Raw genomic sequence first — 24,926 nt, 5'->3', positions numbered from 1 at the left:
CTCATGAGCCTGTTCACTTCCCCCGTCTCCACCGGTACCGGACCGATCGTCGAGATCCGCGGGGTCTCGAAGTCCTTCGGCGACCGCCTGATCCTCTCGGACGTCGACGTCGAGGTGGCGCGCGGCGAGGTCGTCGTCCTCGTCGGTCCGTCCGGTGCGGGCAAGACCACCCTCCTGCGCACCATCAATCGGCTCGAGGCGATCGACGAGGGCGAGATCCGCGTCAACGGCGAGCTCATCGGTCAGCGGACCAACGCGCGGGGCAAGCGCGTCGAACTCTCGGCGAGGGAACTCGCGCGGCAGCGCTCTAACATCGGCTTCGTCTTCCAGCACTTCAACCTCTTCCCCCACATGAGCGTGCTCGAGAACATCTGGCACGCTGTCGTGGAGGTGAAGAAGGAGAAGAAGGTCGACGCGATCGCGCGAGCGCGCGAACTCCTCGACCGAGTCGGGCTCGCCGACAAGGCCGATGCCCGCACCCGGTCGCTGTCCGGCGGTCAGCAGCAGCGGGTGGCGATCGCCCGCGCGCTCGCGACGCGCCCGGACCTCATGCTCTTCGACGAGCCGACGAGCGCCCTGGACCCGGAGATGGTGGGTGAGGTGCTCGCCGTCATGCGTGACCTCGCCGACGCCGGGATGACGATGATCATCGTGAGCCACGAGATGGGCTTCACGCGAGAGGTCGCCGATCGCGTGATCGTGATGGACGGCGGTCGGATCATCGAGAGCGGCGAACCGACCCAGGTCTTCGAGCGGCCGGCGCACGAGCGCACCCGCCAGTTCCTCTCGAAGGTGCTCTGACCCGAAGGCGCTGACCCCTCCGTGCTCTGCCGAGCACGTCGGTCACACGGCTCCCGCGATCGGGCTAGGTCGTGGGCGTCGCGTGTGCATTCCGGCGGTCGTCGTGGCCGTCGTCATCGGCGTGCTCCTCGAGGAGCATGCCGACCGAGGTCGCGCACGCGTCTTCCCGCCACGCCTCGAGTCCCTCTCGGATGGCGAAGGCCGCGATGACCAGGCCGGCGACGGCGTCCGCCCACCACCAGCCGAGGAGGCTGTTCGCGACGAGGCCCACGAGGACCGCGGCCGAGAGGTATGTGCAGATGAGCGTCTGATTCGAATCCGCGACCGCTGCCGCCGAGCCGAGTTCGCGGCCGGCACGGCGTTCGGCGAACGACAGGAACGGCATCACGGCGACGCTGACGGCGGCGAGGGCGATGCCGACCGCCGAGTGCTCGGGGTGGACGAGGCCGAGGAGTGCCGCGGCGGACGTGACGCTGACGTAGAGCGCGAGGGCGAAGAACGCGATCGCGATGACACGCAGGGTGCCCCTCTCCCATCGCTCCGGGTCGCGCCGCGAGAACTGCCACGCGACGGCGGCGGCCGAGAGGACCTCGATCGTGGAGTCGAGGCCGAAGCCGATCAGCGCGGCGGACGATGCGACCGTGCCGGCGGCGATCGCGATCACGGCCTCGACGAGGTTGTAGGCGATGGTGATTCCGACGATCCACCGGATGCGGCGGGTCAGGACGCGGCGGCGTTCGATGGTGGTGGCGCTGGCCGTACTCACGAGCAGGTGCACCCGTCGCCGTCGCAGCAATCGGGTTCGACGTACAGCACGACGCGCAGGAGCTCGTCGAGCGCCGGGGCGAGGTGCGGGTCGGCCAGGCGATACCAGGCGCGGCGTCCATCGGGCATCGATTCGACGAGCCCGCACCCGCGCAGGCACGCGAGCTGGTTCGACATCACCTGGCGCGAGACGCCGAGCGCATCGGCGAGGTCCGACGGGTAGGCCGGGGCCTCGCGGAGCGCGAGCAGCACGCCCGCGCGCGTGGCGTCCGACAGAGCGTGGCCGAGCCGCGCGAGTGCGGCCGTGTGGGTGAGGGAGGCTGAGGCTGAGAGGCTGGACACGTCCCCGATGGTACAGGTTTCCCTGTATTGAACGCGCTGGTCGGACCGTGTGCCGGGCCTCTCGTGCGGCGGGCTCGAGGCGCGTGACGCGATGACCGGGCCGCTGCGCTCCCTGCCGCCCTGCCGTCGTCAGGACGTGGGCGGCTGTCCCGTCGCCGTCCTGTTGATGGCGAGGACGGTGAAGAAGCCGACGACGGCGAGACCCCCGAGCCAGAACCAGATCGACGTGTCGATGCCGACGATCGAGCGTTGGAAGGTACCGCACACCGACGCGTCGGGGTCCGTGGCGTCGGCGCACCAGCCGCCCGAGACGAACGGGAACAGGAGCACCGTGACGACGACGGCGGCGAGCGCGCCGAACACCGCGGCCCGTGCCGCCGGTCGTGGTCTGCGCGTCATGGCACCATGACAGCACTCGCGCCGCGGTCGCGGAAGAGGCGGGGCTGAATGGATGCCGAGTCGTGACCGCTCCCCGGCTGGAGAGGAAGGTGCCGGACGGAGCGGCGACCGTCGTCAGCGCGCCAGGGTGGCGACGGCGTGCTCGAGTGCGTGAGGGACGGCGCGGAAGTACGCCCAGCGACCGCGCTGCTCGCGGGTGGCGAGTCCGGCCTCGACGAGCTGCTTCATGTGGTGGGAGACGGTGGGCTGCGAGAGGCCGACAGGGTCGGTGAGGTCGCAGATGCACGCCTCGCCTCCGCCGGCCGCGGCAATGAGGGAGAGGAGTCGCACTCTCGTCGGGTCGCCGAGCGCCTTGAACACGCGGGCCACTCGCTCGGCACCATCGCGGTCGATCGCGCCGTCGGCCGGCGTTGCGCAGCAGGCGGCGGACGGGGCGAGGAGGAGCTCGGAGGTCATCGCCCCAGTCTGGCACGTCGTATTGACAGATGTCGATATGACGACCACAGTCGGAGCATGGACATCTCTCGTGCGGACTCCGCAGGCTCGACCCTCCCCGTCGTCGTGATCGGAGCAGGCCCGCAGGGGCTCGCCGCGGCCGCGCACCTCGTGGAGCGGGGCGTTCCCGTGCTCGCGCTCGAGGCCGGCGACGGGCCGGCCTCGGCGGTGGCCGAGTGGGGACATGTCCGGCTGTTCTCGGGGTGGCCGGAGCTCATCGACGCCGCTGCGGCCCGACTGCTCGAACCCACCGGTTGGGAGCGTCCGACGGCGGGCTACCCCACCGGCGCGCAGTGGATCGCGTCATACCTCGCCCCGCTCGCCGATGCGCTTGGTGACCGGGTCCGCTACGGCACACGCGTCACGGGGGTGTCGCGCCGCGGGCGGGACCGCCTCGTCGACGCCGATCGCGGCGCGCAGCCGTTCACGGTGCACGTCACCGGACCGGACGGCGCCGAGGAGCGCCTCGACGCGCGCGCCGTGATCGACGCATCCGGCACGTGGAGCACCCCGAATCCTGCGGGCGCCGACGGGCTTCCGGCACTCGGCGAGCGCGCCGCGGCCGACGCGCTCGAGTACCGCATCCCCGATCTCCGCCGCCGCGACGGCTTCGCCGGCTCCCACACGGTCGTCGTCGGCTCAGGGCACTCGGCGGTCACGGCCGTGATCGCGCTCGCACGCATCGCCCGCCGGACCCCGGGAACGACCGTCACGTGGGCGGTGCGACGCGGGTCGGCCGGCACCGCGTTCGGAGGGGGAGCCGCGGACGAGCTGCCCGAGCGCGGCCAGCTCGGCATCACGGCGAAGGAGATGGTCGACGCCGGGCTCGTCACGCTCGTCACCGGCTTCCGGGTCGAGCGGATCGCCCGGTCCGGCGACGCCACGGTGCTCGTCGCGGAGGACGGCCGGGAGCTGCCGCCCTCGGATCGTGTGCTCGTGCTCACCGGATTCCGACCGGACCTGTCGTTCCTCTCCGAGCTGCGGCTCGAGCTCGACGCGACCCTGCAGGCGCCCGTGCGCCTCGCGACGGAGGTCGACCCGAACGTGCATTCGTGCGGATCCGTGCGGGCGACGGGCGCCGCGGACCTCGCGCACCCCGAGTCGGACTTCTACCTCGTGGGGGCGAAGTCGTACGGTCGGGCGCCGACGTTCCTCGCGATGACCGGCTACGAGCAGGTGCGCTCGGTCGTCGCTGAGCTCGCCGGGGACCACGAGGCCGCCCGGCGGATCGACCTGCAGCTGCCGGACACGGGAGTGTGCGGCGGGGCCGGGCTGTTCGACTCGACGGGGGCCGGGATCGGCGCCTCGTGCTGCGCTGTCCCCACCGTGCAGAGTGTGGAGATCGGACGGGCGCCCGCCACCGTCTCGTGATCGGCTGACGCTCACCAAGAAGCCGCCGCCCCATCGTGAGTCGATGGGGCGGCGGCTTCTCAGGGATCCTCGACGGCTCAGCGCGCGAGCAGCGTCCCCTCGATCTTCGTCGCGACCGCCTCGCGGAGCGGGCGAACGGCGTCCGCGTCCCACGCCTCGGGGTTGGGGAACGACCACTCGAGCACCTCACCCGTGGGGGTCGCGGGCAGCGCGAGTCCCGGCTTCATGAGCACGACGATGTCTGCCTGTTCGAGGTCCTCCGTCGTGACGGCGCGCGGCACGTTGCCCGAGATGTCGACGCCGAGCTCGGCGACGGTCGTGGCCACGGCAGGGTTCACGACGTCGGCGGGCGAGAGGCCGGCCGACGTCGCGGTGTACCGATCGCCGCCGAGATACTCGAGCAGGGCGGCGCCCAGCTGGGAGCGGCCGGCGTTGTGCTGGCAGATGAACAGGACGGTGGGCTTGTCGCTCATGGATCGCTTTCGTTCGGTGGTGCGGCTGGTCAGGCGGAGGTGCGCGTGAAATGGGGTGTGACGCTCAGCTCGCCGAGGAGGGCGAGCACGCGGCGCTCGATCTCGTCGCGGATGGGGCGGATGTCGGTGGCCGTGAGGCCGTGCGGGTCGTCGAGCACCCACTCCTCGTAGCGCTTCCCTGGGAAGATCGGGCAGGCGTCTCCGCAGCCCATCGTGATCACGACGTCGGCGGCACGCACGACCTCGTCGGTCCAGGGCTTCGGGTACTCGTGCGAGATGTCGATGCCTCGCTCCGCCATCGCGGCGATCGCCTCGCCGTTCACGCGCTCGCCTGGCTCGGACCCACCGGACCAGGCGACGGCGTCGTCCCCGGCATAGTGCTCGAAGAAGCCGAGGGCCATCTGCGAACGTCCGGCGTTCTGCACGCAGAGGAACAGCACGGTGGGCTTGCCGTCGTCGTGCTTGCCCTCCACCCGTGCAAGGGCGCTCAGTCGCTGGCGGGCGAACCGCTCAGCGATGAGCGGCAGGAAGTTCGTGATGCGCGCCCCTCCCGCGAACTGGTCGTAGGAGGAGAGGAGGAAGCGCTCGATGGTCTCCCTGTTGAAGACGCCGGCGAAGTCGCGCTCGAGGCGGGTCGCGGCCGTCTTGAGAGCGTGCTGCTGGTCGAGGGTCAGGATGGGGTTCACGGTGGATCCTTTCAGGACGCGGCGAGCCGCTGTGCCAGATCCGAGATGCGTCGTTGCAGCTCGGCGTAGGTGGTGTCGAACGCGGCGACGGTGCCGAGTCGAACCGGGTCCGGGATCGACCAGTGGAGGTCGCCGGTGGCGCCCAATTCCTCGTGGGCGTTGTCGCAGACGGTGATGACGAAGTCGGTGGGTGAGCGCACGTCGCTGAGGGCGTGAGGCGACTCGTCTGCGAGTGCGAGGTCGTGGCGACCGGCGGTGGCGATGGCGCCCGGGTCGATGCGGTCGGCGGGGTGCGTGCCGCCGGAAGCGCTCGGGATGTCGGAGTGCTGCTGCCAGAGAGCGGCTGCGAGTTGCGATCGGGCGGAGTTCGCCGTGCAGACGAAGACCACGCGATCCGCTCGAGCGGAGGCCCCGGGCACGAGGCCCCCGAGGGCATCGCTCGTGAGGTGCACGTAGCTGCGCCGCTTGTCCGCCTCGGAGCGCGAGCGGGAGACGAGCCCCACCGACTCGAGCACGTTGAGGTGGTGCGTCACGAGATTCGCCGGCATACCGAGCGCGATCCGGATCTCGGTGGGGGAGAGGTCCCCGAGCGTCAGGAGGTCGACGATGTGGAGGCGGGCGGCATCGCCGAGGGCGGCGTGCGTCGCCGCGCGCCGTTCCGTGTCGTCAGTTCGCTCAGTGTTCATTGTCTCAATATTGACTGAAGTAAATCCGTCGGTCAAGATGAGTCCGACATGAACGCACCCCACACCCCGGCCTCCGCCCGCCCGCACCTCGCCCGCCGCCTCGGGGCCGAGTTCCTCGGCACCGCCCTCCTGCTCACGATCGTCGTCGGGTCGGGGATCGCGGCGTCGACCCTGTCGCCCGACGACGTCGGGCTGCAACTGCTCGAGAACAGCACCGCGACCGCCCTCGGTCTCGCTGTGCTCATCCTGATGTTCGGGCCGGTGTCCGGCGCGCATTTCAACCCCATCGTCACGCTCGTGGACGGGGTCCTCGGCGCGCGGCGGGGCACGGGGCTGCCGCTCCGCGACGTGCTCCCGTACCTCGTGACGCAGGTGACCGGCGCGTTCGCGGGCACGGTGCTCGCGAACGTCATGTTCGACGTCCCCACGCAGATCGCGACGACCGATCGCGCCACCGGGGGTCGACTGATCGGTGAGATCGTCGCGACCGCCGGGCTCGTTTTCCTCATCGTCGCCCTCGCCCGATCGGGCCGCGGAGTGGTGACGGCGGCCGCCGTCGGCGCCTACATCGGCGCGGCCTACTGGTTCACGAGCTCCACCTCGTTCGCGAATCCCGCCGTGACGATCGGTCGCATGTTCAGCGACACCTTCGCGGGCATCGCTCCCGGCTCCGCACCGCTGTTCATCCTCATGCAGCTCATCGGCGGCGCGATCGGGCTCACCGCCGTGGTCCTCCTCTACCCCGATGCCTCCCGCCGTGCGGGAGACGTCGTCGTCCCGACCTCCGTCAACCCCGCCCTCTGAAAGGCGCCCCATGCATCTCCTCGTCATCGGCGGAAGCGACGCCGGAATCTCCACAGCTCTGCGCGCCCGCGAACTCGACCCGTCCGTCGACGTGACCGTCGTGGTCGCCGACGCGTATCCGAACTTCTCCATCTGCGGCATCCCCTACTACTTCTCGCGGGAGGTGCAGCCGTGGCAGTCGCTCGCTCACCGGACGCACGCCGACCTGGAGGCCACGGGAATGCAGTTGCGGCTCGACACGCTCGCGACCGGCATCGACGTGGGCGGCCGACGACTGACCGTGCGTGACGCCGCCGGTGACGAGTCGACGATTGCGTACGACGAGCTCATGGTCGGCGCCGGGGCGTCCCCCTCGACCGCCGGAATCGCGGGGCTCGACGAGCTCGGTCCGGACGACGGCGTGCACCTCCTGCATTCGATGGGCGACACCTTCGCCCTCGAGCGCTATCTCGACGAGCACGCCCCGGAGTCGGCGATCATCGTCGGGGCTGGCTACGTCGGCCTCGAGATGGCGGAGGCTCTCACCGTCCGCGGGCTTCGCGTGACCCAACTCCAGCGGGGGCCCGAAGTGCTCTCGACGCTCGATCCCGAGCTCGGAGCGCTCGTGCACGACGAACTCGACCGCCACGGTGTCGACGTGGTGACGGATACCCGCGTGGACGGGGTGGAGTCGACGGATGGCACGCTCACGGTGACGGGCTCGCGGCACGGCGAGTCGTTCGCGCGATCGGCCGACCTCGTGCTCGTCGTGGTGGGTGTGCGGCCGAACACGCGCCTGCTCGCCGACGCGGGGGCGAGCCTCGGGGCCGGTGGCGCCGTGGTCGTCGACGACCACATGCGCACGGGGCTCCCGCACGTCTGGGCGGCGGGCGATGGCATCGTGACACACCACCGTCTCCTCGGCGTCACATACCTGCCGCTCGGCACGACGTCGCACAAGCAGGGGCGCGTGGCCGGGGAGAACGCGATCGGCGGAGACGCCCGGTTCGCGGGCAGCCTCGGCACGCAGGTCGTCAAGGTGTTCGACGTGGTCGCCGCCCGAACGGGGCTTCGCGATCACGAGGCGCTCGCGGCCGGCCTGCAGCCGCACAGCGGAACCGCGATCGCGGACGACCACAAGCGCTACTACCCGGGCGCGACGCCGATCAGCATCCGCATCACGGGCGACACCGCTGACGGTCGGCTCCTCGGTGCGCAGCTCGTCGGGACGCGTGGCGCGGAGATCGCGAAGCGGGTCGACACCTACGCCACGGCGCTCCACCACGGCATGACGGTGGAGGGGATGAGCGACCTCGACCTGTCGTACACGCCGCCGCTCGGCTCGCCGTGGGATGCGGTACAGGTCGCCACGCAGGCCTGGACCCGCGACGTCACGACCGCCTCCGCCCCTCCTGCTGTCGCGAAGTAGTCCGTTTGCGCGCTGTGATATCGGTATAGGGGTATAAGCGCGCGCAAAGGGACTACCTGAGTGGCCGCGGGGTGGGGCGCGGCGCGGGGTCAGCGGCCGAAGAGGTCACCGAGTCCCGGGATCTCGAAGCCCTGAGCGGCTTCGCCGAGCTGGTCGCCGAGACCGCCGACGTACTCCTCGCCGCTCTGGGCGAGACCGTCGACGCCCTCGGTGAGGCCGCCGACTCCCTCGGTCAGGCCAGCGATGCCCTCGAAGCCGAAGCCGTCGGCGAGGCCGCCGAAGTCGACACCCGACGCGAGGGCGTTAGAGAGCAGCGGGCCGGCCACGCTGCTGACGGCCGCGGCGCCCGCGACGGTGAGCGCGATGCCACCGATCGCGGCGACTCCCGCCCCGGCCGCGGCGCCCGTGGCGAAGGAGCCCATGCCGGAGCGGCCGCGACCGCTCGACGAGCGTCGGGCGTCGAAGACCCGCTTCATGAGTCCGGGGTGGGCCGTCTCGCCGCGCGTCGCGGCGCGGGCCAGGTCGCCCGTCGACCCGCTGAGCGGGCGCTCGTGGGCCGGGAGCTCCTCGGTCAACCTGTCCTGCAGCTGCTGCCGCTGGGCCGGGGTGAGTCGTTCGAAGGCCTCGTGATGGACCTGCTCGAGCTGCCCGGGAGGGGCGGTCTGGAGGAGGTAGTCGTACTTGCCGAGGGCGATCCGGTCGGCCTCGGTGGGCTGGGAACCGGACGTGCGGCCGGCGGGGGCGCCACCGCTCCACCGATCGTTCGTCGGGCGGTAGGCGGACGGGCTGTCGGCGCCGCCACGCGGGGTATTCCGCGAGTTCTGCTCGTCGCCCGTCAGCTTGTCGGCGGCCGTGCGGACGATGTTCTTCCAGTCCGTCGAAGAGCCGTTCCGCTGATTCGTGGGTGAAGACGAGGAGGACGAGTCGCCGAGCGCTTTCGCGGCGGCACCGAGGAGTCGCTTGAAGTCGGGCATGCCCCGATCCTGTCGGAGTTCTTTGACAGATACCCGGGAAACCCCCGGGGAAGTGCCCGGACCCGGTGTCGGAATCCCACCCCCTTCCCGGTGTCGGAGGTCCGGAGTAGCGTGCCGGGCATGACGATCGATCCGCGCGTTCTCGACTGGCTGCTCGACTCCGATCCGGCTGCGCGCTGGCAGGTCGAACGCGATCTCGTGGGCGCGCCCCCGCGGGCGTGGGAGGCCACGAGGGCGCGCGTCGCCACGGAGGGCTTCGGGGCCGAGCTGCTCTCGAAGCAGGATCCGGACGGGCAGTGGGCCGGCGGCTCGTACGTGCCGGCGGGCTTCTTCGAGAGCGAGGAGGCGAAGCAGCCCGGTCAGCCGTGGACCGCCACCACATGGGCGCTCAAAGACCTGCGCGAGTGGGGAGTCGACGCCGCCGTGCTCGGCGACACCGCCGAGAGGATCGAGGCGAACAGCCGGTGGGACTACGACGACCTGCCGTACTGGGGTGGCGAGGTCGACGTGTGCATCAACGCGTTCACCATCGCGACGGGAGCCTGGCTCGGCGTGGACGTGTCGTCTCTGGCCGCGTGGTTCCGCGAGCACCGGCTGGCCGACGGAGGCTGGAACTGTGCGGCGGAGGACCCGGGCCAGAGCTCCGACGGCACGCTGTCGACGCGCTCGTCGTTCCACTCCACCCTCAACGCCGTGCGCGGACTCCTGGCGTACGAGCGGTTCACTCTCGACGACAGCGTGGCGGAGGCGCGACACGGTGGTGAGGAGTACCTGCTGGAGCGCCGCCTGATGTTCCGCGCGTCCACGGGCGAGGTCGTTTCGCCGTTCGTGACGCAGTTCGTCTACCCCGATCGCTTCCGGTACAGCGCTCTCGCGGCACTCGATCACTTCCGCAGCGCGTCCCTCTGGGACGGCACCCCGCCCGATCCCCGGTTGGCCGAGGCGATCGAGGTGGTCAGGCAGGCGCGGCAGCCGGACGGCACCTGGCTGCAGGGGGTGCCCCTCGCGGGCCGCACCTGGTTCGACGTCGACGTCCCCCAGGGCCAGCCGTCGCGCTGGCTCACGCTCATCGGCACCCGGGTGCTCGACTGGTGGGACGACGCCTCGTGACCGGGCGCATCAGTATCGACCTCTTCAGCACGCTCGACGGGGTGCAGCAGGCCCCTGGTACACCTGACGAGGACCGCGAAGGCGGCTTCGTGTTCGGCGGCTGGCAGGCGCCCTTGCTCGACGACATCGCGGGGGCGCAGGTGTGGGAGGGCATCGAGGCGATGGACGCGCTCCTGCTCGGCCGCAAGACGTACGACATCTTCGCCGCGTACTGGCCGCAGCAACTCGACGGCTCCGATTCGCCGATCGCCCGGAAGTTCGCCGAGATCCCGAAGTACGTGGCCTCGAGGAGCGCCATCGACCTGCCGTGGCGGGGCTCCGAGCTGCTGGGCGACGACCTTCCTGCAGCGATCGCCGACCTGCGCGAGCGACACGCGAACGTGCACGTCATCGGGAGCATCGACTTCTCCCGCACCCTCGTGCGCGAGGGCCTGTTCGACGTGCTCAACCTGTGGATCCACCCGATCGTGATCGGCGCGGGGAAGCGACTCTTCCCCGACGACGGCCCGCCCGTCGGGCTCACTCTCCTCGAACCGCCCGTTTCGTCCGAGAAGGGAACGGTGCTGCTCCGGTACGGACCGGGGGGCGACGTGCGCACCGGCGACATGACCGCCCCCGACCGCGGCGTCTGACCGGGATCACGGCTGCCGTTCCGCTCAGGCGGTCGCCGATTCCGCCGACGGATACTCGCGCAGGCGGCGTCGGGTGTTGCGTTCCACGAGTTCCGGGATGTAGCTGCGGAGGGCCGCGCCGCTCGTCCGCTCCAGTTCCTCGGCCACCATCCGCACGATGTCGTCCTCGGGGACCGATGGGTGACGCCGTGCCAAGAGGTCGATCACGTAGACGAGCGCCTCGTACTCGTCCTGCGGCTTGAACCTCGACATGCTTCAACTATCCGCGATGGGATGCCGCGGCAATACCCCCTGGTCAGCACCCCTGGTCGGTGCCCCCTGGTCAGTGCCCTCATCAGTGCCGATGCCGGTGGTGGCTGTCCGGGTAGTGCTCGTGCGTGTGGGTGATCGGTTCGTGGGTGTGCTCGTGGGTGTGCCACGCTCCCGCGGCGACCTCCTGGCCCGGCGCGTGGTCGTGCTGGTGGTGCTCGTCGTGGGTGTGTCGATGGGAGTGCGTGATCGCCTCGTGCGTGTGCTCGTGCTCGTGGCGTTCCGTGAGATGCAGCCAGACGCCGAGCGCCATGAGTGCGCCCGCGACGACGACCGGCCACGTGAGCGGGTCGCCGAGGACGATCGCGAGGGCCGTTCCGAAGAACGGGGCGATCGAGAAGTACGCACCGGCGCGGGACGTGCCCACGTGGCGCATCGCGACGATGAAGAGCACGAGGCTCACCCCGTAGGCGAAGAACCCGGCGACCATGGCGGCCGCGATGTTCGCGGCCCCGGGGATCTGCGCGCCGAGCGCGAACGCGAGCGCGAGATTGACGGGCCCGGCCACGCCACCCTTGATCGCCGCGAGCCAGGTCGCGTCCGTCAGTGCGACCTTGCGCGTGAGGTTGTTGTCGAGTCCCCAGCAGAGGCAGGCGCCGAGGATCGCGAGGGCCGGCCACGGGCTCGAGATCACCGCCCCGGAGGGCGCGCTGAGCACGACGGCTCCCGCCACGATCGCGACCATGCCGAGGGCGATGCGCCGGTCGACGTTCTCACGGAAGACGACCCAGGCGAGAACGGCCGTGAAGACGCCCTCGGCGTTGAGAAGCAGGGAGGCGCCGGAGGCCGGCATCGACGAGAGCCCGAGCAGCAGGAGGACCGGGCCCAGGATGCCGCCGAAGAGGATTGCGCCCGCGAGAGGCGGGACGTCGGTGCGCGCGAGTCGCACGCGCGGCGATCGGCGGACGATCCTCAGCACGCCGAGCCCGATCCCTGAGCCGCAGTAGAGGAGTCCGGCGAGGAGCCACGGGCTCACGTCGGCGTCGAGGAGGGACTTGGCCACGGGTGTCCCGGCGCCGAAGAGCACGGCCGCGAGGAGTGCCGCCTGCACGCCGCGGTGTCGCAGGGAGGCGATCACCGCGGCGCGGGCGCGGGCGTGCCCGTGGCGTGGTGTCCCGGGGCGTTGGTGAGCGCGTGTTCAGCCTGGAAGATGGCTTCGCTCACGAGTCGGCTCGCGTGCTCGTCGGTGAGCCGATAGAACACGCGAGTCCCGTCCTGCCGCGTCGACACGATGCGCGCGAGCCGCAGCTTCGCGAGGTGCTGGGAGACCGCGGCCGACGACTTGTCGACGATGTCGGCCAGGTGGTTGACGGACAGCTCGCCGTCGCGGAGCGCGAGGATGATGCGCACCCGGGTGGCGTCGGCGAGCATCGCGAAGACCTCGACGGCGAGCTCGACGTACGGGCTCTCGGGGCTTCTGCCGCATTGCTGCGTATCTGCGTTCATACGCAGATACTAACCCACGGGATCGTTCCGTGACGTGCGACCGCGCGCGATGCCGACGCCGACGAGGGCGGCGGCGATGAGCGTGAGGACCGTGGAGCCGAGCGCGACAGCGGTGCGGAACTGGTCGGCCTGCGCCGCCGTCCACCCCGGGGTCGCGATGCTGCCGCTGAACATCGCCGCGATGATCGTCCCGGCGATCGCGATCGCGGCGGCCGTCGTCACCTCGCTCGACGTGTCCACGAGTGCAGCCCCGATGGTGGTGCGGTTCGCGGGGAGTCCGCGCATGACGTTCGTGCCGGCGACGACGCCGACCACGCGCATCCCGGCGGCCACGAAAACGAGGGCGAGCGCGACCCACCCGTAGCCGGAGCGGCCGAGCAGAGCGAAGACACCGAGCCCGGCGACCACCACGACGGCGCCCATCCAGGACGCGCCGTCCATGCCGACCCGTCTCATGAGCGGGCCGACGAGCGCCCCGCCCGCGATGAGCACGATCACCTGGGGGAGCATCCCGATCGCGGCCTGCGCGGCCGTCCACCCCCAGTCGAGCTGGAGCTGCAGTGTCACGAGGTAGCCGAGCCCTGCCGTCGCCAGCCCGGCGGCGGACTTGAGGAGCAGGCCGCTCGATACGAGCGGGCGAGCGATGAGCTCGAGGTCGAGGAGGGGATGTGTCGCCGTCCGCTCGCGGGCGACGAACGCGGCGGCCGCGACGACAGCGGCGACGAGTGCCGCCCACGGCATCCACGACCCCGATCCGGATTCGACGAAGAGCGTCGGGGCGACGAGTGCGAGGACGATCGTGAGTGTGCCGAGGGCTGCCCCGGCCACGTCGATCGGGTCGCGGTGCAGGTCGGCCGGGTCGTCTGCGCGGATTCCGGTGCCGATGCACACGAGGGCGACGACGGCGATCGGTGCGTCGGCGATCAACAGTGCCTGCCACGGCGCGACCGTGAGAGCGAGCCCGCCGACGGTGGGGCCGACGGCGAGGCCCACGAGGCCGACCGTCGAGATGACGGTCATCGCCCGGACCCGGAGGGTGTCGTCGTCGAAGAGACGGAACGCGAGGGCGAGCGAACCGGGTGTCGTCATCGCGGCGGCGACGCCCATGGCGGCGCGGACGGCGATGAGTTGCTCCGGTGTCGTGACGGCGGCGGTCGAGAGGCTGGCCGCGGCGAGGAGCACGAGTCCTGCGAGCATGATCCGTCGCCGACCCACGCGGTCGGCGAGGGCGCTCAGGGCGAGCATGAGTCCACCGAAGACGATGGAGTACGCGCTCGTCACGAGCTGCAGGTCCGTCGTCGAGGCGTCCAGGTCGCGCCCGATCGTGGGGAGGGCCACGGTGAGGATCGAGTTGTCGAGCATCTCGACGAGGAAGACGGCCGCGAGCCCGGCGAGGGCGATCCACGCCTCGCGCAGTCGGCGCGGCGCGACCGCGGTTGCGGTCGTGGTGGTGTGGGGTGATTCGGTGGTCATTGAGAGCACACTCCTTCAGATGAAGAAGTGGCGGTCCTCTCGGATCCGCGTGTGCGCGCCTGGGGGAACAGGCGTTTTTACCTCAGATGCTCACATCCTACGACGGTTTCGTCGGGGGACAGCACGGTCCTGTGTCTGTCGACGGGAGGCGAGGTGTCGAGAAGGTGACACTCACACGCTGTCGCGCGGGGCGTGGCGCTCCAGGAACTCGTAGACGTCGGTGTGGTCCACCCCCGTGAACGTGCCGACGGGCGGGGCCGCGAGCAGCGACGCCTCGATGCGTGCGCTCGGCCACGACGCGCCCGACCAACGGTCGGTCAGCTCTTCCGGCGGGAGTCGGCAGCACGACGGGTCGGGGCAGCGGGACGTCTGACGGTTCGTCGTGTCGCGCCCGCGGAACCACTTCGCGGTCGCGAACGGCGTGCCGACGCTCACCGAGAAGTCGCCGCGGCTGCTCGACTGGATGCTCGACGTGCACCAGTACGTGCCGCCCGGCTTGTCCGTGTACTGGTGGTACGGACTGAAGCGGTCCTCGACGGCGAAGACCTGACGGGCGCTCCACCACCGGCATACGAGCTGGCCTTCGACGGCGCCGAGCGCGTCGGTGGGGAAGGCGGCGCTGTCGTTCTCGTACGCCTTCGAGATGGCGCCGCTCGCGTGCACCTTGAGGAAGTGCACGGGGATGTCGAGGTGCACGGTTGCGAGGTTCGTGAAGCGGTGCGCCGCCGTCTCGTACGTCACGGCGAAGGCGTCGCGGAGGTCCTCGACCGACAGCTCCCGCTGCGCCTTTGCGGCCGTGAGGAAGTCGACGGCACTCGCTTCGGGGATCATGAGCGCGCCCGCGAGGTAGTTCGTCTCCACACGCTGCCGGAGGAAGTCCTCGTAGTCGGTCGGTTCCCCGGCCTCGAGCACCACGGCTGCGAGCGCCTGGAGGAGAGCCGATCGGGGGTCCGCGCCCGCCCGCTGCCGCACCGGCAGGTAGAGGCGCCCGTTCTCGAGGTCCGTCACGCTGCGCGTGGACGCCGGCAGGTCGGAGACGTAGTGGAGCGAGAAGCCGAGGTGCGTGGCGAGGCTCGACGCGACCCGTTGCGAGAGGGGGCCTCCCGCGTGGCCGACGGCCTGCAGGAGCCGGGCGGCCGTGGCCTCGAGCTCGGGGAAGTGGTTGGCGTGGCGGCGCTGCTCCTTCCGGAGCTCCGTGTTCGCGCGTCGCGCTTCCTCGGGTGTCGCAGCGCGCTCCCGGTGGAGCCGTTCCAGTTCGCTGTGGAGACCGAGTACCGCGGTGATCGCGTCGTCGCTCAGCGACTTCCGGGGTGGGAGCGGCGGTAGCCCGAGCGACGTGTAGAGCGGGGACCGCTGCGCGCGTTCGAGGGCGATCTCGAGCGCCGCGCGCGGAGTCGGCGCCTCGGGGGAGAGGAGGTCGTCGAGGGGCACGCCGATCGCACGCGCCACGGCCTGCAGCTCGGAGAGTCGCGGCGACCGGCGGCCGTTCTCGAGCACGCTGATCTGGCTCGCCGCCCGGCCGACGGCCGCGCCGAGCGCCTCCAGGGTCATCCCGCGGTCGGTGCGGGCCTGGCGGATGCGGCGTCCGATGGTCAGGGAATCGAGCATGTCGTCATCCTGCGTCGGGAACCGGGCGTCGGTGGCCATGGTCCAGCATCGCCCGACCGCGTTCTTCTGGCAAGCAGAAAAACAGCCGAATTTCTGTCACCGGAGTCGAAGAAGAGCACTCCGATCGGTCGCACAGTGGGGGAACGCCCCACCGATGAGGCGGATCAGAGGAGGACACGATGAACGAGACCCACCGCCCCGGCGACGTCACGGAGACCGCTTCGGAGCTCGAGTCGCGCTGGAAGACCGACGCCCGCTGGATGGGCGTCGAGCGCGACTACACCGCCGCCGACGTCGTCTCGCTGCGCGGCACCGTCCGCGAGGAGCGCACCCTCGCCCGCCGCGGGGCCGAGAACCTGTGGCGGCTCATCCACTCCGAGGAGTGGGTGCCGGCCCTCGGCGCCCTCACCGGAAACCAGGCCGTCCAGCAGGTGCGCGCCGGCCTCAAGGCCATCTACCTCTCGGGCTGGCAGGTCGCCGCCGACGCGAACCTCTCCGGCCAGACGTACCCGGATCAGAGTCTCTACCCCGCGAACTCCGTCCCGGCCGTCGTCCGCCGCATCAACAACGCCCTGCTGCGCGCCGACCAGATCGAGTCGGCCGACGGGTCGACCAGCGGCGGTTCGGGAATCGATTGGCTCGCCCCGATCGTCGCCGACGCGGAGGCAGGCTTCGGCGGACCGCTCAACGCCTTCGAGCTGATGTCGTCGATGATCGAGGCGGGAGCGGCCGGCGTGCACTGGGAGGACCAGCTCGCGAGTGAGAAGAAGTGCGGCCACATGGGCGGGAAGGTCCTCGTGCCCACGGCGCAGCACATCCGCACCCTCAACGCCGCGCGGCTCGCCGCCGACGTGGCCGGGGTGCCCACCGTGATCGTGGCCCGCACCGACTCGCTCGCCGCGAACCTCGTCACGAGCGACGTCGACGAGCGCGACCGCCCCTTCCTCACCGGGGAGCGCACCGCTGAGGGTTTCTACGAGACGCGTCCCGGCATCGAGACCGTCCTGGCCCGCGGCCATGCGTACGCTCCCTACGCCGACCTGCTGTGGGTCGAGAGCGCCGAGCCCGACATCGAGCTCGCGCGGACCTTCGCCGAGAGCATCCACGCGGAGTTCCCGGGCAAGAAGCTCGCGTACAACTGCTCGCCGTCGTTCAACTGGAAGCGCCACCTCGACGACGACCAGATCGCCCGCTTCCAGCGGGAGCTCGCCGCCATGGGGTACGCGTTCCAGTTCATCACCCTCGCGGGCTTCCACGCCCTCAACCACTCCATGTACACGCTCGCCCGCGATTACTCGCGTCGCCACATGAGCGCCTACGTGGAGCTGCAGGAGGCGGAGTTCGCCTCGGAGGCCGACGGCTACACCGCCACGCGGCACCAGCGCGAGGTGGGCACCGGGTACTTCGACCGGGTCTCCACCGCCCTCAACCCCACGAGCGCGACCCTCGCTCTCGTGGGCAGCACCGAATCCGAACAGTTCCACTGACACGCTGAGAAGGACAGGACGACATCATGACCATCGACATCACCGGCCCGAGCGGCCGCCGCTTCGACGAGATCCTCACGCCCGAGGCCCTCTCCTTCCTCGACGAGCTGCACCTGCGGTTCGCCGGAGCCCGCCACGACAGGCTCGCCGCCCGCATGCAGCGCCGCTTCGACCTCGGCAACGGTCGCGACCTGCGCTTCCTGGCGGAAACGCAGGCGATCCGCGACGACGCGAGCTGGCGCGTCGCAGGCCCCGGGCCGGGCCTCGACCGGCGCCACGTGGAGATCACCGGGCCGACGGACCGCAAGATGGCGATCAACGCCCTCAACAGCGGGGCAGACGTGTGGCTCGCCGACCAGGAGGACGCCACCTCGCCCATGTGGGCCAACGTCGTCGGCGGTCAGCTGACGCTCTTCGACGCGGTGCGCGGACAGCTCACCCACGAGAGCCCCGACGGCCGGCGGTACACGGTCGGCGAGACGACCCCCACGATCGTCATGCGGCCCCGCGGCTGGCACCTCGTCGAGAAGCACCTGCGGTTCACGGACCGGTCGGGCATCGCGATGGCGGCGTCCGGTTCGCTCGTCGACTTCGGACTGTTCTTCTTCCACAACGCGCAGCGGCTCATCGAGAACGGCGCAGGACCGTACCTGTACCTGCCGAAGATCGAGTCGCACCTCGAGGCGCGCTTGTGGAACGACATCTTCACGTTCTCCGAGGAGGCGCTCGGGATCGAGCACGGCACGATCCGGGCGACCGTCCTCATCGAGACGTTCCCCGCTGCGTTCGAGATGGAGGAGATCCTCTACGAGCTGCGGGAGCACTGCGCGGGCCTCAACGCGGGGCGCTGGGACTACATCTTCTCGATCATCAAGAACTACCGCGGTCGCGGGAAGTGGTACGTGATGCCCGACCGCATCGAGGTCACCATGACGGTCCCGTTCATGCGCGCGTACACCGAGCTGCTCGTGCAGACATGCCACAAGCGGGGCGCGCACGCGATCGGCGGGATGAGCGCGTTCATCCCCAACCGCCGGGACCCGGAGGCCACGGCGCGGGCGCTCGAGAAGGTCGCGGAGGACAAGCGGCGCGAGGCGGCCGACGGCTTCGACGGCTCGTGGGTGGCGCACCCCGACCTCATCCCCACGGCGCGCGCCGAGTTCGACGCGGTGCTCGGCGACCGGGCGAACCAGGTGGACCGCCTCCGCGACGACGTGCACGTGACGGCGGCGCAACTGCTCGACGTCCGCTCCCTGCAGGGCGCTGTCACGGAGTCGGGGGTGCGCGACAACGTGTCCATCGCCGTCCGCTACATCGAGAGCTGGCTGCGCGGTGTCGGAGCCGCGGCGATCGACGGTCTCATGGAGGACGCGGCGACGGCGGAGATCAGCCGCAGCCAGATCTGGCAGTGGATCCACCAGGACACGATCACGGCCGAGGGGTCGCAGATCACGGCGGAGCTCGTCGAGGGGTTCATCGCGGACGTCCTCGCGTCGTTGGAGCGCAGCGGCACCGATCGCTTCGACGACGCGGTCGACGTCTTCCGGGAGGTCGCGCTGGGCGAGCAGTACCCCACCTTCCTCACGGTCACGGCGTACTCCCGCTACCTCGTGGAGTCGCCCACTCCGGTCGCGGCCGCGGCTTGACCGCACAACGGTCCCTGAGGAACGCCTGCGCTGAGCCTGTCGAAGGGTGTCGGCTTCTCGAGAACGAGAGCCGCTTCGACAGGCTCAGCGACCGTGTGGCGGGGGTGGTCCGCAGGATCGTGCGGTGCGCCGGGGTCAGCCGATCGCGGACCGGCGACGGCGCGCCGCCAGCGCTCCCGCGAGGAGGAGGACGAGCCCGGCGATGAGCGCGCCGAGCGGGGACGACCCCGTGGAGGCGAGACCGTCGCCGGAACCGGGAGCGGCGTTCCCGTTCCCGTCCGGGTCGCCGGCACCCGCACCGTTGCCGCCGTCACCGCCTCCGCCGCCCGGCGTGCCCGGCTCCGGGTCGGTCGGCGTCACGACGACGGGCGTCTCCGCCGCGGCCGACAGCTCCGACACGGTGATGCGGTCGAGGATCGGAGCCTCGGCCGAGCGCAGCGGGATCCCGGGGAAGTTGTCCTGGGCGTACGTCACCCCGTCGAAGTTCGGCTGCTCCTCCGCTCCGAAGCGGATGGTGTTCTCGCCCTCTTCCAGATCGAGCACGATCGTGCGCTCCCAGAAGTTGTTCTCGTGGAACGTGGGGACGAAGAGCACCCGCTCGGATGCCCCTCCGTTGACGCTGATGTCGGCGTGACGCGCCATCGGGTTGGGGTTGTAGTGCGTCGCCGGCACCTGCTCGGGGTTCGAGAACCGGACGACCATGGCGTAGCGACCGGCGGAGTCCGCCTGCACCGTGAAGGTCACGGCATTGTCGTTGCCCGGCTCCCCGCCGAGCCCATCGACGGCGAGTCCGCCCTCGGCGAGCCCGAGCTCCGACGTGGTCGCGTCGCCCGAGAGCTCCGCGTCCTCCGCCTGGTATTCGGTGGAGGAGAGCTGATCCTGCGATGCGGCGATCCGGATCCGGTCGATCGTCGCCTCACCCGTCACCACGATCTTGTTGATGCCGCCCTGCAGCTGAACCGCCGAGGCGGGGGTTCCGCTCTGGCGCTGCTCGGCCGCGGCCTCACCCGAGGAGAGATCGAGCACGGCGTCACCGTTGAGGCTCACCGAACCGCTGCCGGAGCCGAGCACCTCGAGGGTGGCCTCGGCGTCCTCCTCTCCGTAGACCCAGAACGTCGCGGACTCGTCGGACGCGAGCTGCACGCCCGTCGCGGTCGGTGTGCCTGTGTGATCGGCGTACTCGGCCTCGTAGTCGGTGACCGCGTCAGCGGACGCCGAGCGCTCGAGGGTGATGCGGTCGATGAGCGCGTCGCCCTTCGTGCTCTCGGTGCCGGCGAGATCGGTCGTGGCGAGCGAGATCGTGTGCGTCCCGGCCGTCAACTGCACGGTGGTGTCGGCGTGGTCCCACACGACCCACTTGTAGCCGAGCGGGAGGAACACCTCCTGCTCCGCTGCGCCGTCGACCGTGAGGAAGACGTTCGTCGGCCCGTTCTCCGCGATCAGGTCGTACGTGTTGAGGCTGTTCGCGAACACGCTGAGGTCGTACGCGCCCGTCTCGGGGACGTCGACCGTGAAGGAGAGCCTCCCGTTCGAGCCCTCGCGCAGCCCGCCGACGTTGTATCCGCCGGACGTGTAGTACTTGCTCACGTCGTTGGGCGAACCCTCCGGGCCGTTCTTCGAGTAGCCCGAGCCCGTGAACGCGGCGTCCTCGGCCTCGTACGAGGCGTTCCAGGCGGGGGATGCCGCCGTGGCCTCGGCGCCCTCGCCCGGGGTGATGAGGATCTCGTACGCGGACGACTCCGTCAGCTGCGGCAGATCGCCGGCGCCGAAGTCGAGCGTGAGCGTGCCGTCCGCCACCTCGGCGATCCGGTCGGACAGCACGATCGGCTGCTCCGAGTCACCGATCTGACCGGTCCACGGGATCTCCCGCACCTGCACGCGAGCCGTCGATCCGAACACGTCGGCCGGCACGTCGACGAAGTCGACGGGAGCGGCGCCGTCGGCGCCTCCGATGATGGTGCGCGAGATCTTCTTCTCCTCGTCGAGCGACGACACGCCCTGCAGCGTGTAGCTCTCGCCGGGCGACGGAGGAGTGAGTTCCACCGTGTGGCCGGACATCTGCGCGTAGGAGTTGTACAGCCACCACTGACCGTTGGCGCGGTTCTGCTGCACGGCCGAGTCGGAGAGGTTGCCGTTGATATTCCAGAAGGCGATCATCGCGTCGACCTTCTTCTCCTCGATCGCGGAGATCCACTGGATCATCTGACCGGGGACGGAGGTGTGGTAGTTGAACGCGTACTCGTTGATGTTGATGGGCAGCTCCGTGCCCTCGTACGACGATCCCTCGAAGGCCGTGGCCTCCCAGTCGCGGAAGCGGTCGACCGATGTGCGGATGGTCGCCGGGTCGCTCAGCTCGTGCCACGTGATGATGTCCGGAACGGTCCCGGCCTCCACCGTGTGGGAGAGGAAGCCCTGCGTCTGCGAGAACAGCACGCTCAGTCCGGGGCCGGCGACGCGCATGTCGGGGAAGGCCTCCTTGATGCGCGCATAGGTGCTGTCCCATGCGGCGAAGTAGTCCGTGGGGTCGTCGAGCCAGGAGGTGCCGTCGAGGCTCCACTCGCCGGTGCCGAACATGTTGCCCTCCGGCTCGTTGAAGGGTTCGATCACGAGGTGCTCGCGCTGCTCCGCCGGGATCGTCGCGATCATCGCGAGCTGCTCGTCGAGCACCGTCCGATAGTCGGCGAGCTTCTCCTCGGGAGTGTCGCCCGGCCACTGGTAGGGGAAACCGCGGTAGTAGTCGGTGACGCGGAGGTACACGTCGCCGCCGGACGCCGTGAGCGTCGGGAGGATCTCGAGCGCGTCGGAGCCGGGGTGCTGGCCGCCGTCCTGCGCCTTCGTCGCGACGGTGCGCACGTCCATGCCCTCGACGAGGTTGGAGGTGGGCATGTCGTCGCCGTAGAGCCCGTAGAGCACGCCGGAGGCTCCGCCGTAGACGTCGCCCGTGTTCTCGGCCATGTCGATGCGGACCTCGCCGCGCGTCACCGTGACCTCGACGGTCACGTCGATGTCGGCCGCGACTCCCGCGACGGTGAACACGCCCGACTGGGCGTAGGACGACGCGGGCACGTCCTCCCACGTGATCGGCACGTCGCGCTCGACGTCGTCGGAGTACACGCCGCGGACGACGGCCGGAAGCACCGGAGCCTCGTCGACGCGCGTGCGCACCTCGAAACTCGTCGTGGTGAGGGACTCGAGGGTCGGCGCCTCGGCGCCCGACAGCTCGGCGACCTGCTCGGCGGTGAGCGCCGAACGGAAGACCTGGAAGTCGTCGATCGCGCCGTCGAAGGCGGGGTCCGGGTAGAACGACTTGCCGATGAATCCGCCGCTCGTCGCCGAGTCGGTGAGGAGTTCTCCAGCTGTCACATCGGTGGCGACGCTCGAGACGGCGGCGCCGTCGATGTAGGTCACGAGCCGGTCGGCCGTGGTGTCGAGGGTGACGGTGAGGTCTACCCACTCGCCCGTCTTGAGCGGGCCGCTGCCGGTCACCGTCTGCTCGTTCGAGCCGCCGCCGGCGCGGGTGATGGCGGTGCGGAGCTTCCCCTCTCCGCTCGACGGCGATGTGAAGAGGTAGTGGGAGTTGTCGGAACCGAGGCCGAAGAGCCACTGCCAGGCGGCCCCGCCGTCCCAGCGGACGCGTGTGGCGACGGTGAGGTCGGTCGCGCCGTCGAGGATCTCGGTGGGGAGCACGACGTGTCCGCCCGTGAGGTCGAGGGCCGAGCCGTCGTCCGACGCGATCACGGCAGTGCTGCCACTGATCGTGCCGTTGCGGTCGTTCCCCGAGGAGTCGGGCACGGTCGTGCCGGTGACGTCGTCCATGGAGTAGTGCAGGTCGGGGGTGGGGACAGCCGCCGATGCCGGACTGGCTGCTCCGGCGGCGACGACGCCCACTCCAACCGCGAGGGCGGTGGAGAAGGCGGCGACGCGTCGACGGACATGTGTATGCGATGGTGCATCGCGCATCATGTGGTGAAACCTCTCTGTTTCTGATGCCGGTGGGGACCGGCGCGGTGCAGCGGCTACCGCCCGTCGGTGGCCGCTGTGGAGTCCGTCCCGTCCGCCGTCGGGATGAACACACGCATGGTCGACGGGCCGCGTTCGGCCCATCGGTGGTAGGGGACGAGCGCGAGCTCGGTGGCGCCCGCCCGGAGGGGTGTCGCCGGCGCCGAGGTGAAGGGCAGGGCGCCGGGTGTCCGCTCGTCGGGGTCGGCGACGATCGCGGTGACGGACGCGCCGTCGCCGCTCGCGATGGGGGCCGACGTGGTGTCGACGCTCACGTCGTCGATCGTGGCGTCGCCGGGGAGGTCTGTCGATTCGAGGCACAGCACGAGGGGGCCGCGTTCGACGGCCACCGTGCCGCGCACCGCGTCGATGCGGGGATCGGGGAACGTGAAGCGGGGGGCGAGGCGCAGGTCGAGCGTGACGACGTCTCCGGACACGAAGGCGCGGCGCACGTCCGCCCAGCCGGGTGCGACCGGGTGCGACTCCGCTCCCGGCTCGGTCAGCACGGCGTCGCTCGCCCAAGCGGGCACGCGCAGACGCAGGGTGCTCTCGGCGTCCGGCGCCTCGAGCACCGTGATGCGGATGAGGCCGTCGTCCGGGTAGCGCGTCTGCACGTCGAGCACGACGTCGCCGATCACGGCGCGTCCGTCCGCGTACTGCATGAGCACGGCGACGTCTCCGTCGGTCGAACCGTCGCCCGAGCTGTCGACAGCGGCCACGTACGCGGGGAGCGACGCGAACGTCCTCGCGACGTTCGTGGGGCAGCACGACACCTCGAACCACGGGGCGCGCGTGCCGCCCTCGGCCCGCGCGTTCACGCCGTCCGTCGGAACGGCCCCGGCCTCGCGCTGGTGGAGCGGGTTCGCGTAGAAGAAGGACCGGCCGTCGGCGGCCGGCGACGTCGCGATCACGTTGAAGAGCGTGCGCTCGATGAGGTCGGCGTAGCGCACCTCGCCCGTGGCCAGGTAGAGCCGCCACGAGAACATGACGGAGGCGACGCCGGCGCACGTCTCGCAGTAGGCGCGGTCGGTGGGGAGCTCGAAGTCGTCGCCGAAGCCTTCGTCCTGGTGGCGGGATCCCATGCCACCCGTGAGGTAGGTGCGGCGCTCCACCGTGTGGTCCCACTGGCCGCGGAGCGCGTCGAGGAGCGCGACGTCGCCGTCGTGCACGGCCACGTCGACGGCTCCGGCCGACAGGTAGAGGGCGCGGACGGCGTGACCGCGGAGAGCCTCGGCGTCGATCACGGGGGTGTCGTCCTGGAAGTACTCGGCCGACTGCAGCGGCGGGACGGGGAGGCTCCCGTGGCCGCGGCGATCGACGAACAAGCGGGCCTGCGCGAGGTAGCGCGGCTCGCCCACGGCTCGGCCGAACTCGGCGAGGCCCACCTCGATCTCCGGGTGACCGCAGATGCCGTCCCGCCCGTCCCCGCCGAACTCGCGGCAGATGTGGTCGGCAGCCCGGCGGGCCACCTCCACCAGGAGGTCGTCGCCCGCCGTGCGCACGCGCGCGACGGCGGCCTGGAGCAGGTGGCCCATGTTGTAGAGCTCGTGCCCCATCGCGAGGTCGCTGTAGCGGGGAGGGAGTCCCGGGTGGCCGAAGGCGGTGCCGAGGTAGCCGTCGTCGTCCTGCGCGGCCGCCACGCGGGCCACGACGGACGCGAACGTCGCCTCGAGCTCCGCGTCGTCGCGACGCCCGAGCTCCCACGCCATCGCCTCGAGCAGCTTGTAGATCTCGGAGTCGGAGAACTGCCATCCGGCGCGCTCCACCGTGACCTCGCCGCGGGCCACGCGATCGATGTTCTCGAGCCAGCCGAGCCGCTCGATCCAGTCGAGGCAGTGCGCGAGCGTGGCCGCACCGTTCACCTCCTGGCGGCGACCCCAGAAGCCGTTCGGCGAGAGCCGCACGTCGGCGACGGCGGTCCCTCGTCTGGCGGAGTTCTCGGGGGCCACCGGGACGGCGGCCGATGACGGCGTCGCCGTCGAGGAGGAGGCGATGGAGGAGGTCGAGGTCAC

General features: G+C 70.8%; 23 protein-coding genes. 8 read left to right on the top strand and 15 right to left on the bottom strand.

Going from position 1 to position 24,926, the window contains the following annotated elements:
• Positions 1–3 precede the first annotated feature (3 nt).
• Complete coding sequence (locus CLV49_RS04935) at positions 4–801, top strand: amino acid ABC transporter ATP-binding protein (RefSeq protein WP_106562534.1); 798 nt, start codon at positions 4–6, stop codon at positions 799–801.
• Between the two features lie 64 nt (positions 802–865).
• Here the strand turns inward: CLV49_RS04935 and CLV49_RS04930 are convergent, their stop codons facing one another.
• From CLV49_RS04930 to CLV49_RS04915, 4 genes are all read right to left on the bottom strand, one after another.
• On the bottom strand, positions 866–1,567 hold the full coding sequence (locus CLV49_RS04930; protein ID WP_106564895.1) for a cation diffusion facilitator family transporter: 702 nt from the start codon (positions 1,565–1,567) through the stop codon (positions 866–868).
• Positions 1,564–1,908 (bottom strand): ArsR/SmtB family transcription factor, encoded by a 345-nt coding sequence (locus CLV49_RS04925; protein WP_106562533.1) that lies wholly within the window; start codon positions 1,906–1,908, stop codon positions 1,564–1,566. Before CLV49_RS04925 ends, CLV49_RS04930 begins: the two co-directional genes overlap by 4 nt.
• Before the next feature lie 129 nt (positions 1,909–2,037).
• Positions 2,038–2,307, bottom strand: a complete 270-nt coding sequence (locus CLV49_RS04920) for a hypothetical protein (protein WP_127054466.1) — start codon at positions 2,305–2,307, stop codon at positions 2,038–2,040.
• A gap of 114 nt (positions 2,308–2,421) precedes the next feature.
• Positions 2,422–2,763, bottom strand: coding sequence for an ArsR/SmtB family transcription factor (locus CLV49_RS04915; protein ID WP_106562531.1), 342 nt, complete (start codon positions 2,761–2,763; stop codon positions 2,422–2,424).
• Positions 2,764–2,820: 57 nt separating this feature from the next.
• Between CLV49_RS04915 and CLV49_RS04910 the strand changes: the two genes are divergently transcribed.
• Positions 2,821–4,173, top strand: coding sequence for an FAD-dependent oxidoreductase (locus tag CLV49_RS04910; protein ID WP_106562530.1), 1,353 nt, complete (start codon positions 2,821–2,823; stop codon positions 4,171–4,173).
• 77 nt (positions 4,174–4,250) lie between these two features.
• Here CLV49_RS04910 and CLV49_RS04905 read toward each other — a convergent pair whose 3' ends face one another.
• From CLV49_RS04905 to CLV49_RS04895, 3 genes are read right to left on the bottom strand one after another with little or no spacing between them, the layout of a single operon-like run.
• Positions 4,251–4,646, bottom strand: coding sequence for an arsenate-mycothiol transferase ArsC (locus CLV49_RS04905; RefSeq protein WP_106562529.1), 396 nt, complete (start codon positions 4,644–4,646; stop codon positions 4,251–4,253).
• Positions 4,647–4,675: 29 nt separating this feature from the next.
• Positions 4,676–5,332 (bottom strand): arsenate reductase ArsC, encoded by a 657-nt coding sequence (locus CLV49_RS04900; RefSeq protein WP_243696731.1) that lies wholly within the window; start codon positions 5,330–5,332, stop codon positions 4,676–4,678.
• Positions 5,333–5,343: 11 nt separating this feature from the next.
• Positions 5,344–6,018, bottom strand: coding sequence for an arsenate reductase/protein-tyrosine-phosphatase family protein (locus tag CLV49_RS04895; RefSeq protein WP_106562527.1), 675 nt, complete (start codon positions 6,016–6,018; stop codon positions 5,344–5,346).
• 48 nt (positions 6,019–6,066) lie between these two features.
• Between CLV49_RS04895 and CLV49_RS04890 the strand changes: the two genes are divergently transcribed.
• Together CLV49_RS04890 and CLV49_RS04885 are read left to right on the top strand one after the other, a co-directional pair.
• Positions 6,067–6,822 (top strand): aquaporin, encoded by a 756-nt coding sequence (locus tag CLV49_RS04890; protein ID WP_106562526.1) that lies wholly within the window; start codon positions 6,067–6,069, stop codon positions 6,820–6,822.
• A gap of 10 nt (positions 6,823–6,832) precedes the next feature.
• Positions 6,833–8,230, top strand: coding sequence for an FAD-dependent oxidoreductase (locus CLV49_RS04885; protein WP_106562525.1), 1,398 nt, complete (start codon positions 6,833–6,835; stop codon positions 8,228–8,230).
• 89 nt (positions 8,231–8,319) lie between these two features.
• Here the strand turns inward: CLV49_RS04885 and CLV49_RS04880 are convergent, their stop codons facing one another.
• Complete coding sequence (locus CLV49_RS04880; protein WP_106562524.1) at positions 8,320–9,204, bottom strand: cation-transporting ATPase; 885 nt, start codon at positions 9,202–9,204, stop codon at positions 8,320–8,322.
• A gap of 120 nt (positions 9,205–9,324) precedes the next feature.
• Between CLV49_RS04880 and CLV49_RS04875 the strand changes: the two genes are divergently transcribed.
• Together CLV49_RS04875 and CLV49_RS04870 are read left to right on the top strand one after the other, a co-directional pair.
• Positions 9,325–10,314: a squalene cyclase gene (locus CLV49_RS04875; protein ID WP_106562523.1), complete on the top strand. Its 990-nt coding sequence runs from the start codon at positions 9,325–9,327 to the stop codon at positions 10,312–10,314.
• Entirely contained in the window at positions 10,311–10,946 is a 636-nt protein-coding gene (locus CLV49_RS04870; protein WP_106564894.1) for a dihydrofolate reductase family protein, read from the top strand. Before CLV49_RS04875 ends, CLV49_RS04870 begins: the two co-directional genes overlap by 4 nt.
• 24 nt (positions 10,947–10,970) lie before the next feature.
• Here the strand turns inward: CLV49_RS04870 and CLV49_RS04865 are convergent, their stop codons facing one another.
• From CLV49_RS04865 to CLV49_RS04845, 5 genes are all read right to left on the bottom strand, one after another.
• Entirely contained in the window at positions 10,971–11,198 is a 228-nt protein-coding gene (locus tag CLV49_RS04865) for a three-helix bundle dimerization domain-containing protein (RefSeq protein ID WP_106562522.1), read from the bottom strand.
• 82 nt (positions 11,199–11,280) lie between these two features.
• Complete coding sequence (locus CLV49_RS04860) at positions 11,281–12,306, bottom strand: DMT family transporter (RefSeq protein ID WP_106564893.1); 1,026 nt, start codon at positions 12,304–12,306, stop codon at positions 11,281–11,283.
• 23 nt (positions 12,307–12,329) lie between these two features.
• A complete protein-coding gene (locus CLV49_RS04855; RefSeq protein WP_106562521.1) occupies positions 12,330–12,701 on the bottom strand; it encodes an ArsR/SmtB family transcription factor in 372 nt (123 codons plus the stop codon).
• Between the two features lie 9 nt (positions 12,702–12,710).
• Entirely contained in the window at positions 12,711–14,174 is a 1,464-nt protein-coding gene (locus CLV49_RS04850; protein WP_106562520.1) for an MFS transporter, read from the bottom strand.
• A 171-nt stretch (positions 14,175–14,345) separates the two neighbouring features.
• Positions 14,346–15,782 carry a helix-turn-helix domain-containing protein gene (locus CLV49_RS04845; protein ID WP_243696730.1) on the bottom strand — a complete coding sequence of 479 codons (1,437 nt, stop codon included), beginning with the start codon at positions 15,780–15,782 and terminating at the stop codon, positions 14,346–14,348.
• Positions 15,783–15,961: 179 nt separating this feature from the next.
• Here CLV49_RS04845 and aceA point away from each other — a divergent pair, with 179 nt between their 5' ends.
• Both aceA and aceB read left to right on the top strand, forming a co-directional pair.
• On the top strand, positions 15,962–17,269 hold the full coding sequence (gene aceA, locus CLV49_RS04840) for an isocitrate lyase (protein ID WP_106562518.1): 1,308 nt from the start codon (positions 15,962–15,964) through the stop codon (positions 17,267–17,269).
• A 26-nt stretch (positions 17,270–17,295) separates the two neighbouring features.
• Complete coding sequence (gene aceB, locus CLV49_RS04835; RefSeq protein ID WP_106562517.1) at positions 17,296–18,915, top strand: malate synthase A; 1,620 nt, start codon at positions 17,296–17,298, stop codon at positions 18,913–18,915.
• Between the two features lie 135 nt (positions 18,916–19,050).
• Here aceB and CLV49_RS04830 read toward each other — a convergent pair whose 3' ends face one another.
• Positions 19,051–22,878, bottom strand: coding sequence for a LamG-like jellyroll fold domain-containing protein (locus CLV49_RS04830; protein ID WP_243696729.1), 3,828 nt, complete (start codon positions 22,876–22,878; stop codon positions 19,051–19,053).
• 53 nt (positions 22,879–22,931) lie between these two features.
• A complete protein-coding gene (locus CLV49_RS04825; protein WP_243696728.1) occupies positions 22,932–24,926 on the bottom strand; it encodes a glycoside hydrolase family 127 protein in 1,995 nt (664 codons plus the stop codon).

It is taken from the genome of Labedella gwakjiensis (genome assembly GCF_003014675.1).
GTDB lineage: Bacteria > Actinomycetota > Actinomycetes > Actinomycetales > Microbacteriaceae > Labedella > Labedella gwakjiensis.
The sequence above is the reverse complement of the archived record's forward strand: the minus strand, read 5'-3'. Positions and strand labels throughout refer to the sequence as shown.

Bases quoted from the DNA above. Each gene is read 5' to 3' on its own strand.
- CLV49_RS04830 (WP_243696729.1), bottom strand. From the start codon at position 22,878: ATGATGCGCGATGCACCATCGCATACACATGTCCGTCGACGCGTCGCC.
- CLV49_RS04905 (WP_106562529.1), bottom strand. From the start codon at position 4,646: ATGAGCGACAAGCCCACCGTCCTGTTCATCTGCCAGCACAACGCCGGC.
- aceB (WP_106562517.1), top strand. From the start codon at position 17,296: ATGACCATCGACATCACCGGCCCGAGCGGCCGCCGCTTCGACGAGATC.
- CLV49_RS04910 (WP_106562530.1), top strand. From the start codon at position 2,821: ATGGACATCTCTCGTGCGGACTCCGCAGGCTCGACCCTCCCCGTCGTC.
- CLV49_RS04935 (WP_106562534.1), top strand. From the start codon at position 4: ATGAGCCTGTTCACTTCCCCCGTCTCCACCGGTACCGGACCGATCGTC.
- CLV49_RS04850 (WP_106562520.1), bottom strand. From the start codon at position 14,174: ATGACCACCGAATCACCCCACACCACCACGACCGCAACCGCGGTCGCG.
- aceA (WP_106562518.1), top strand. From the start codon at position 15,962: ATGAACGAGACCCACCGCCCCGGCGACGTCACGGAGACCGCTTCGGAG.
- CLV49_RS04885 (WP_106562525.1), top strand. From the start codon at position 6,833: ATGCATCTCCTCGTCATCGGCGGAAGCGACGCCGGAATCTCCACAGCT.
- CLV49_RS04845 (WP_243696730.1), bottom strand. From the start codon at position 15,782: ATGCTCGATTCCCTGACCATCGGACGCCGCATCCGCCAGGCCCGCACC.
- CLV49_RS04865 (WP_106562522.1), bottom strand. From the start codon at position 11,198: ATGTCGAGGTTCAAGCCGCAGGACGAGTACGAGGCGCTCGTCTACGTG.
- CLV49_RS04920 (WP_127054466.1), bottom strand. From the start codon at position 2,307: ATGACGCGCAGACCACGACCGGCGGCACGGGCCGCGGTGTTCGGCGCG.
- CLV49_RS04875 (WP_106562523.1), top strand. From the start codon at position 9,325: ATGACGATCGATCCGCGCGTTCTCGACTGGCTGCTCGACTCCGATCCG.
- CLV49_RS04890 (WP_106562526.1), top strand. From the start codon at position 6,067: ATGAACGCACCCCACACCCCGGCCTCCGCCCGCCCGCACCTCGCCCGC.
- CLV49_RS04915 (WP_106562531.1), bottom strand. From the start codon at position 2,763: ATGACCTCCGAGCTCCTCCTCGCCCCGTCCGCCGCCTGCTGCGCAACG.
- CLV49_RS04895 (WP_106562527.1), bottom strand. From the start codon at position 6,018: ATGAACACTGAGCGAACTGACGACACGGAACGGCGCGCGGCGACGCAC.
- CLV49_RS04880 (WP_106562524.1), bottom strand. From the start codon at position 9,204: ATGCCCGACTTCAAGCGACTCCTCGGTGCCGCCGCGAAAGCGCTCGGC.
- CLV49_RS04855 (WP_106562521.1), bottom strand. From the start codon at position 12,701: ATGAACGCAGATACGCAGCAATGCGGCAGAAGCCCCGAGAGCCCGTAC.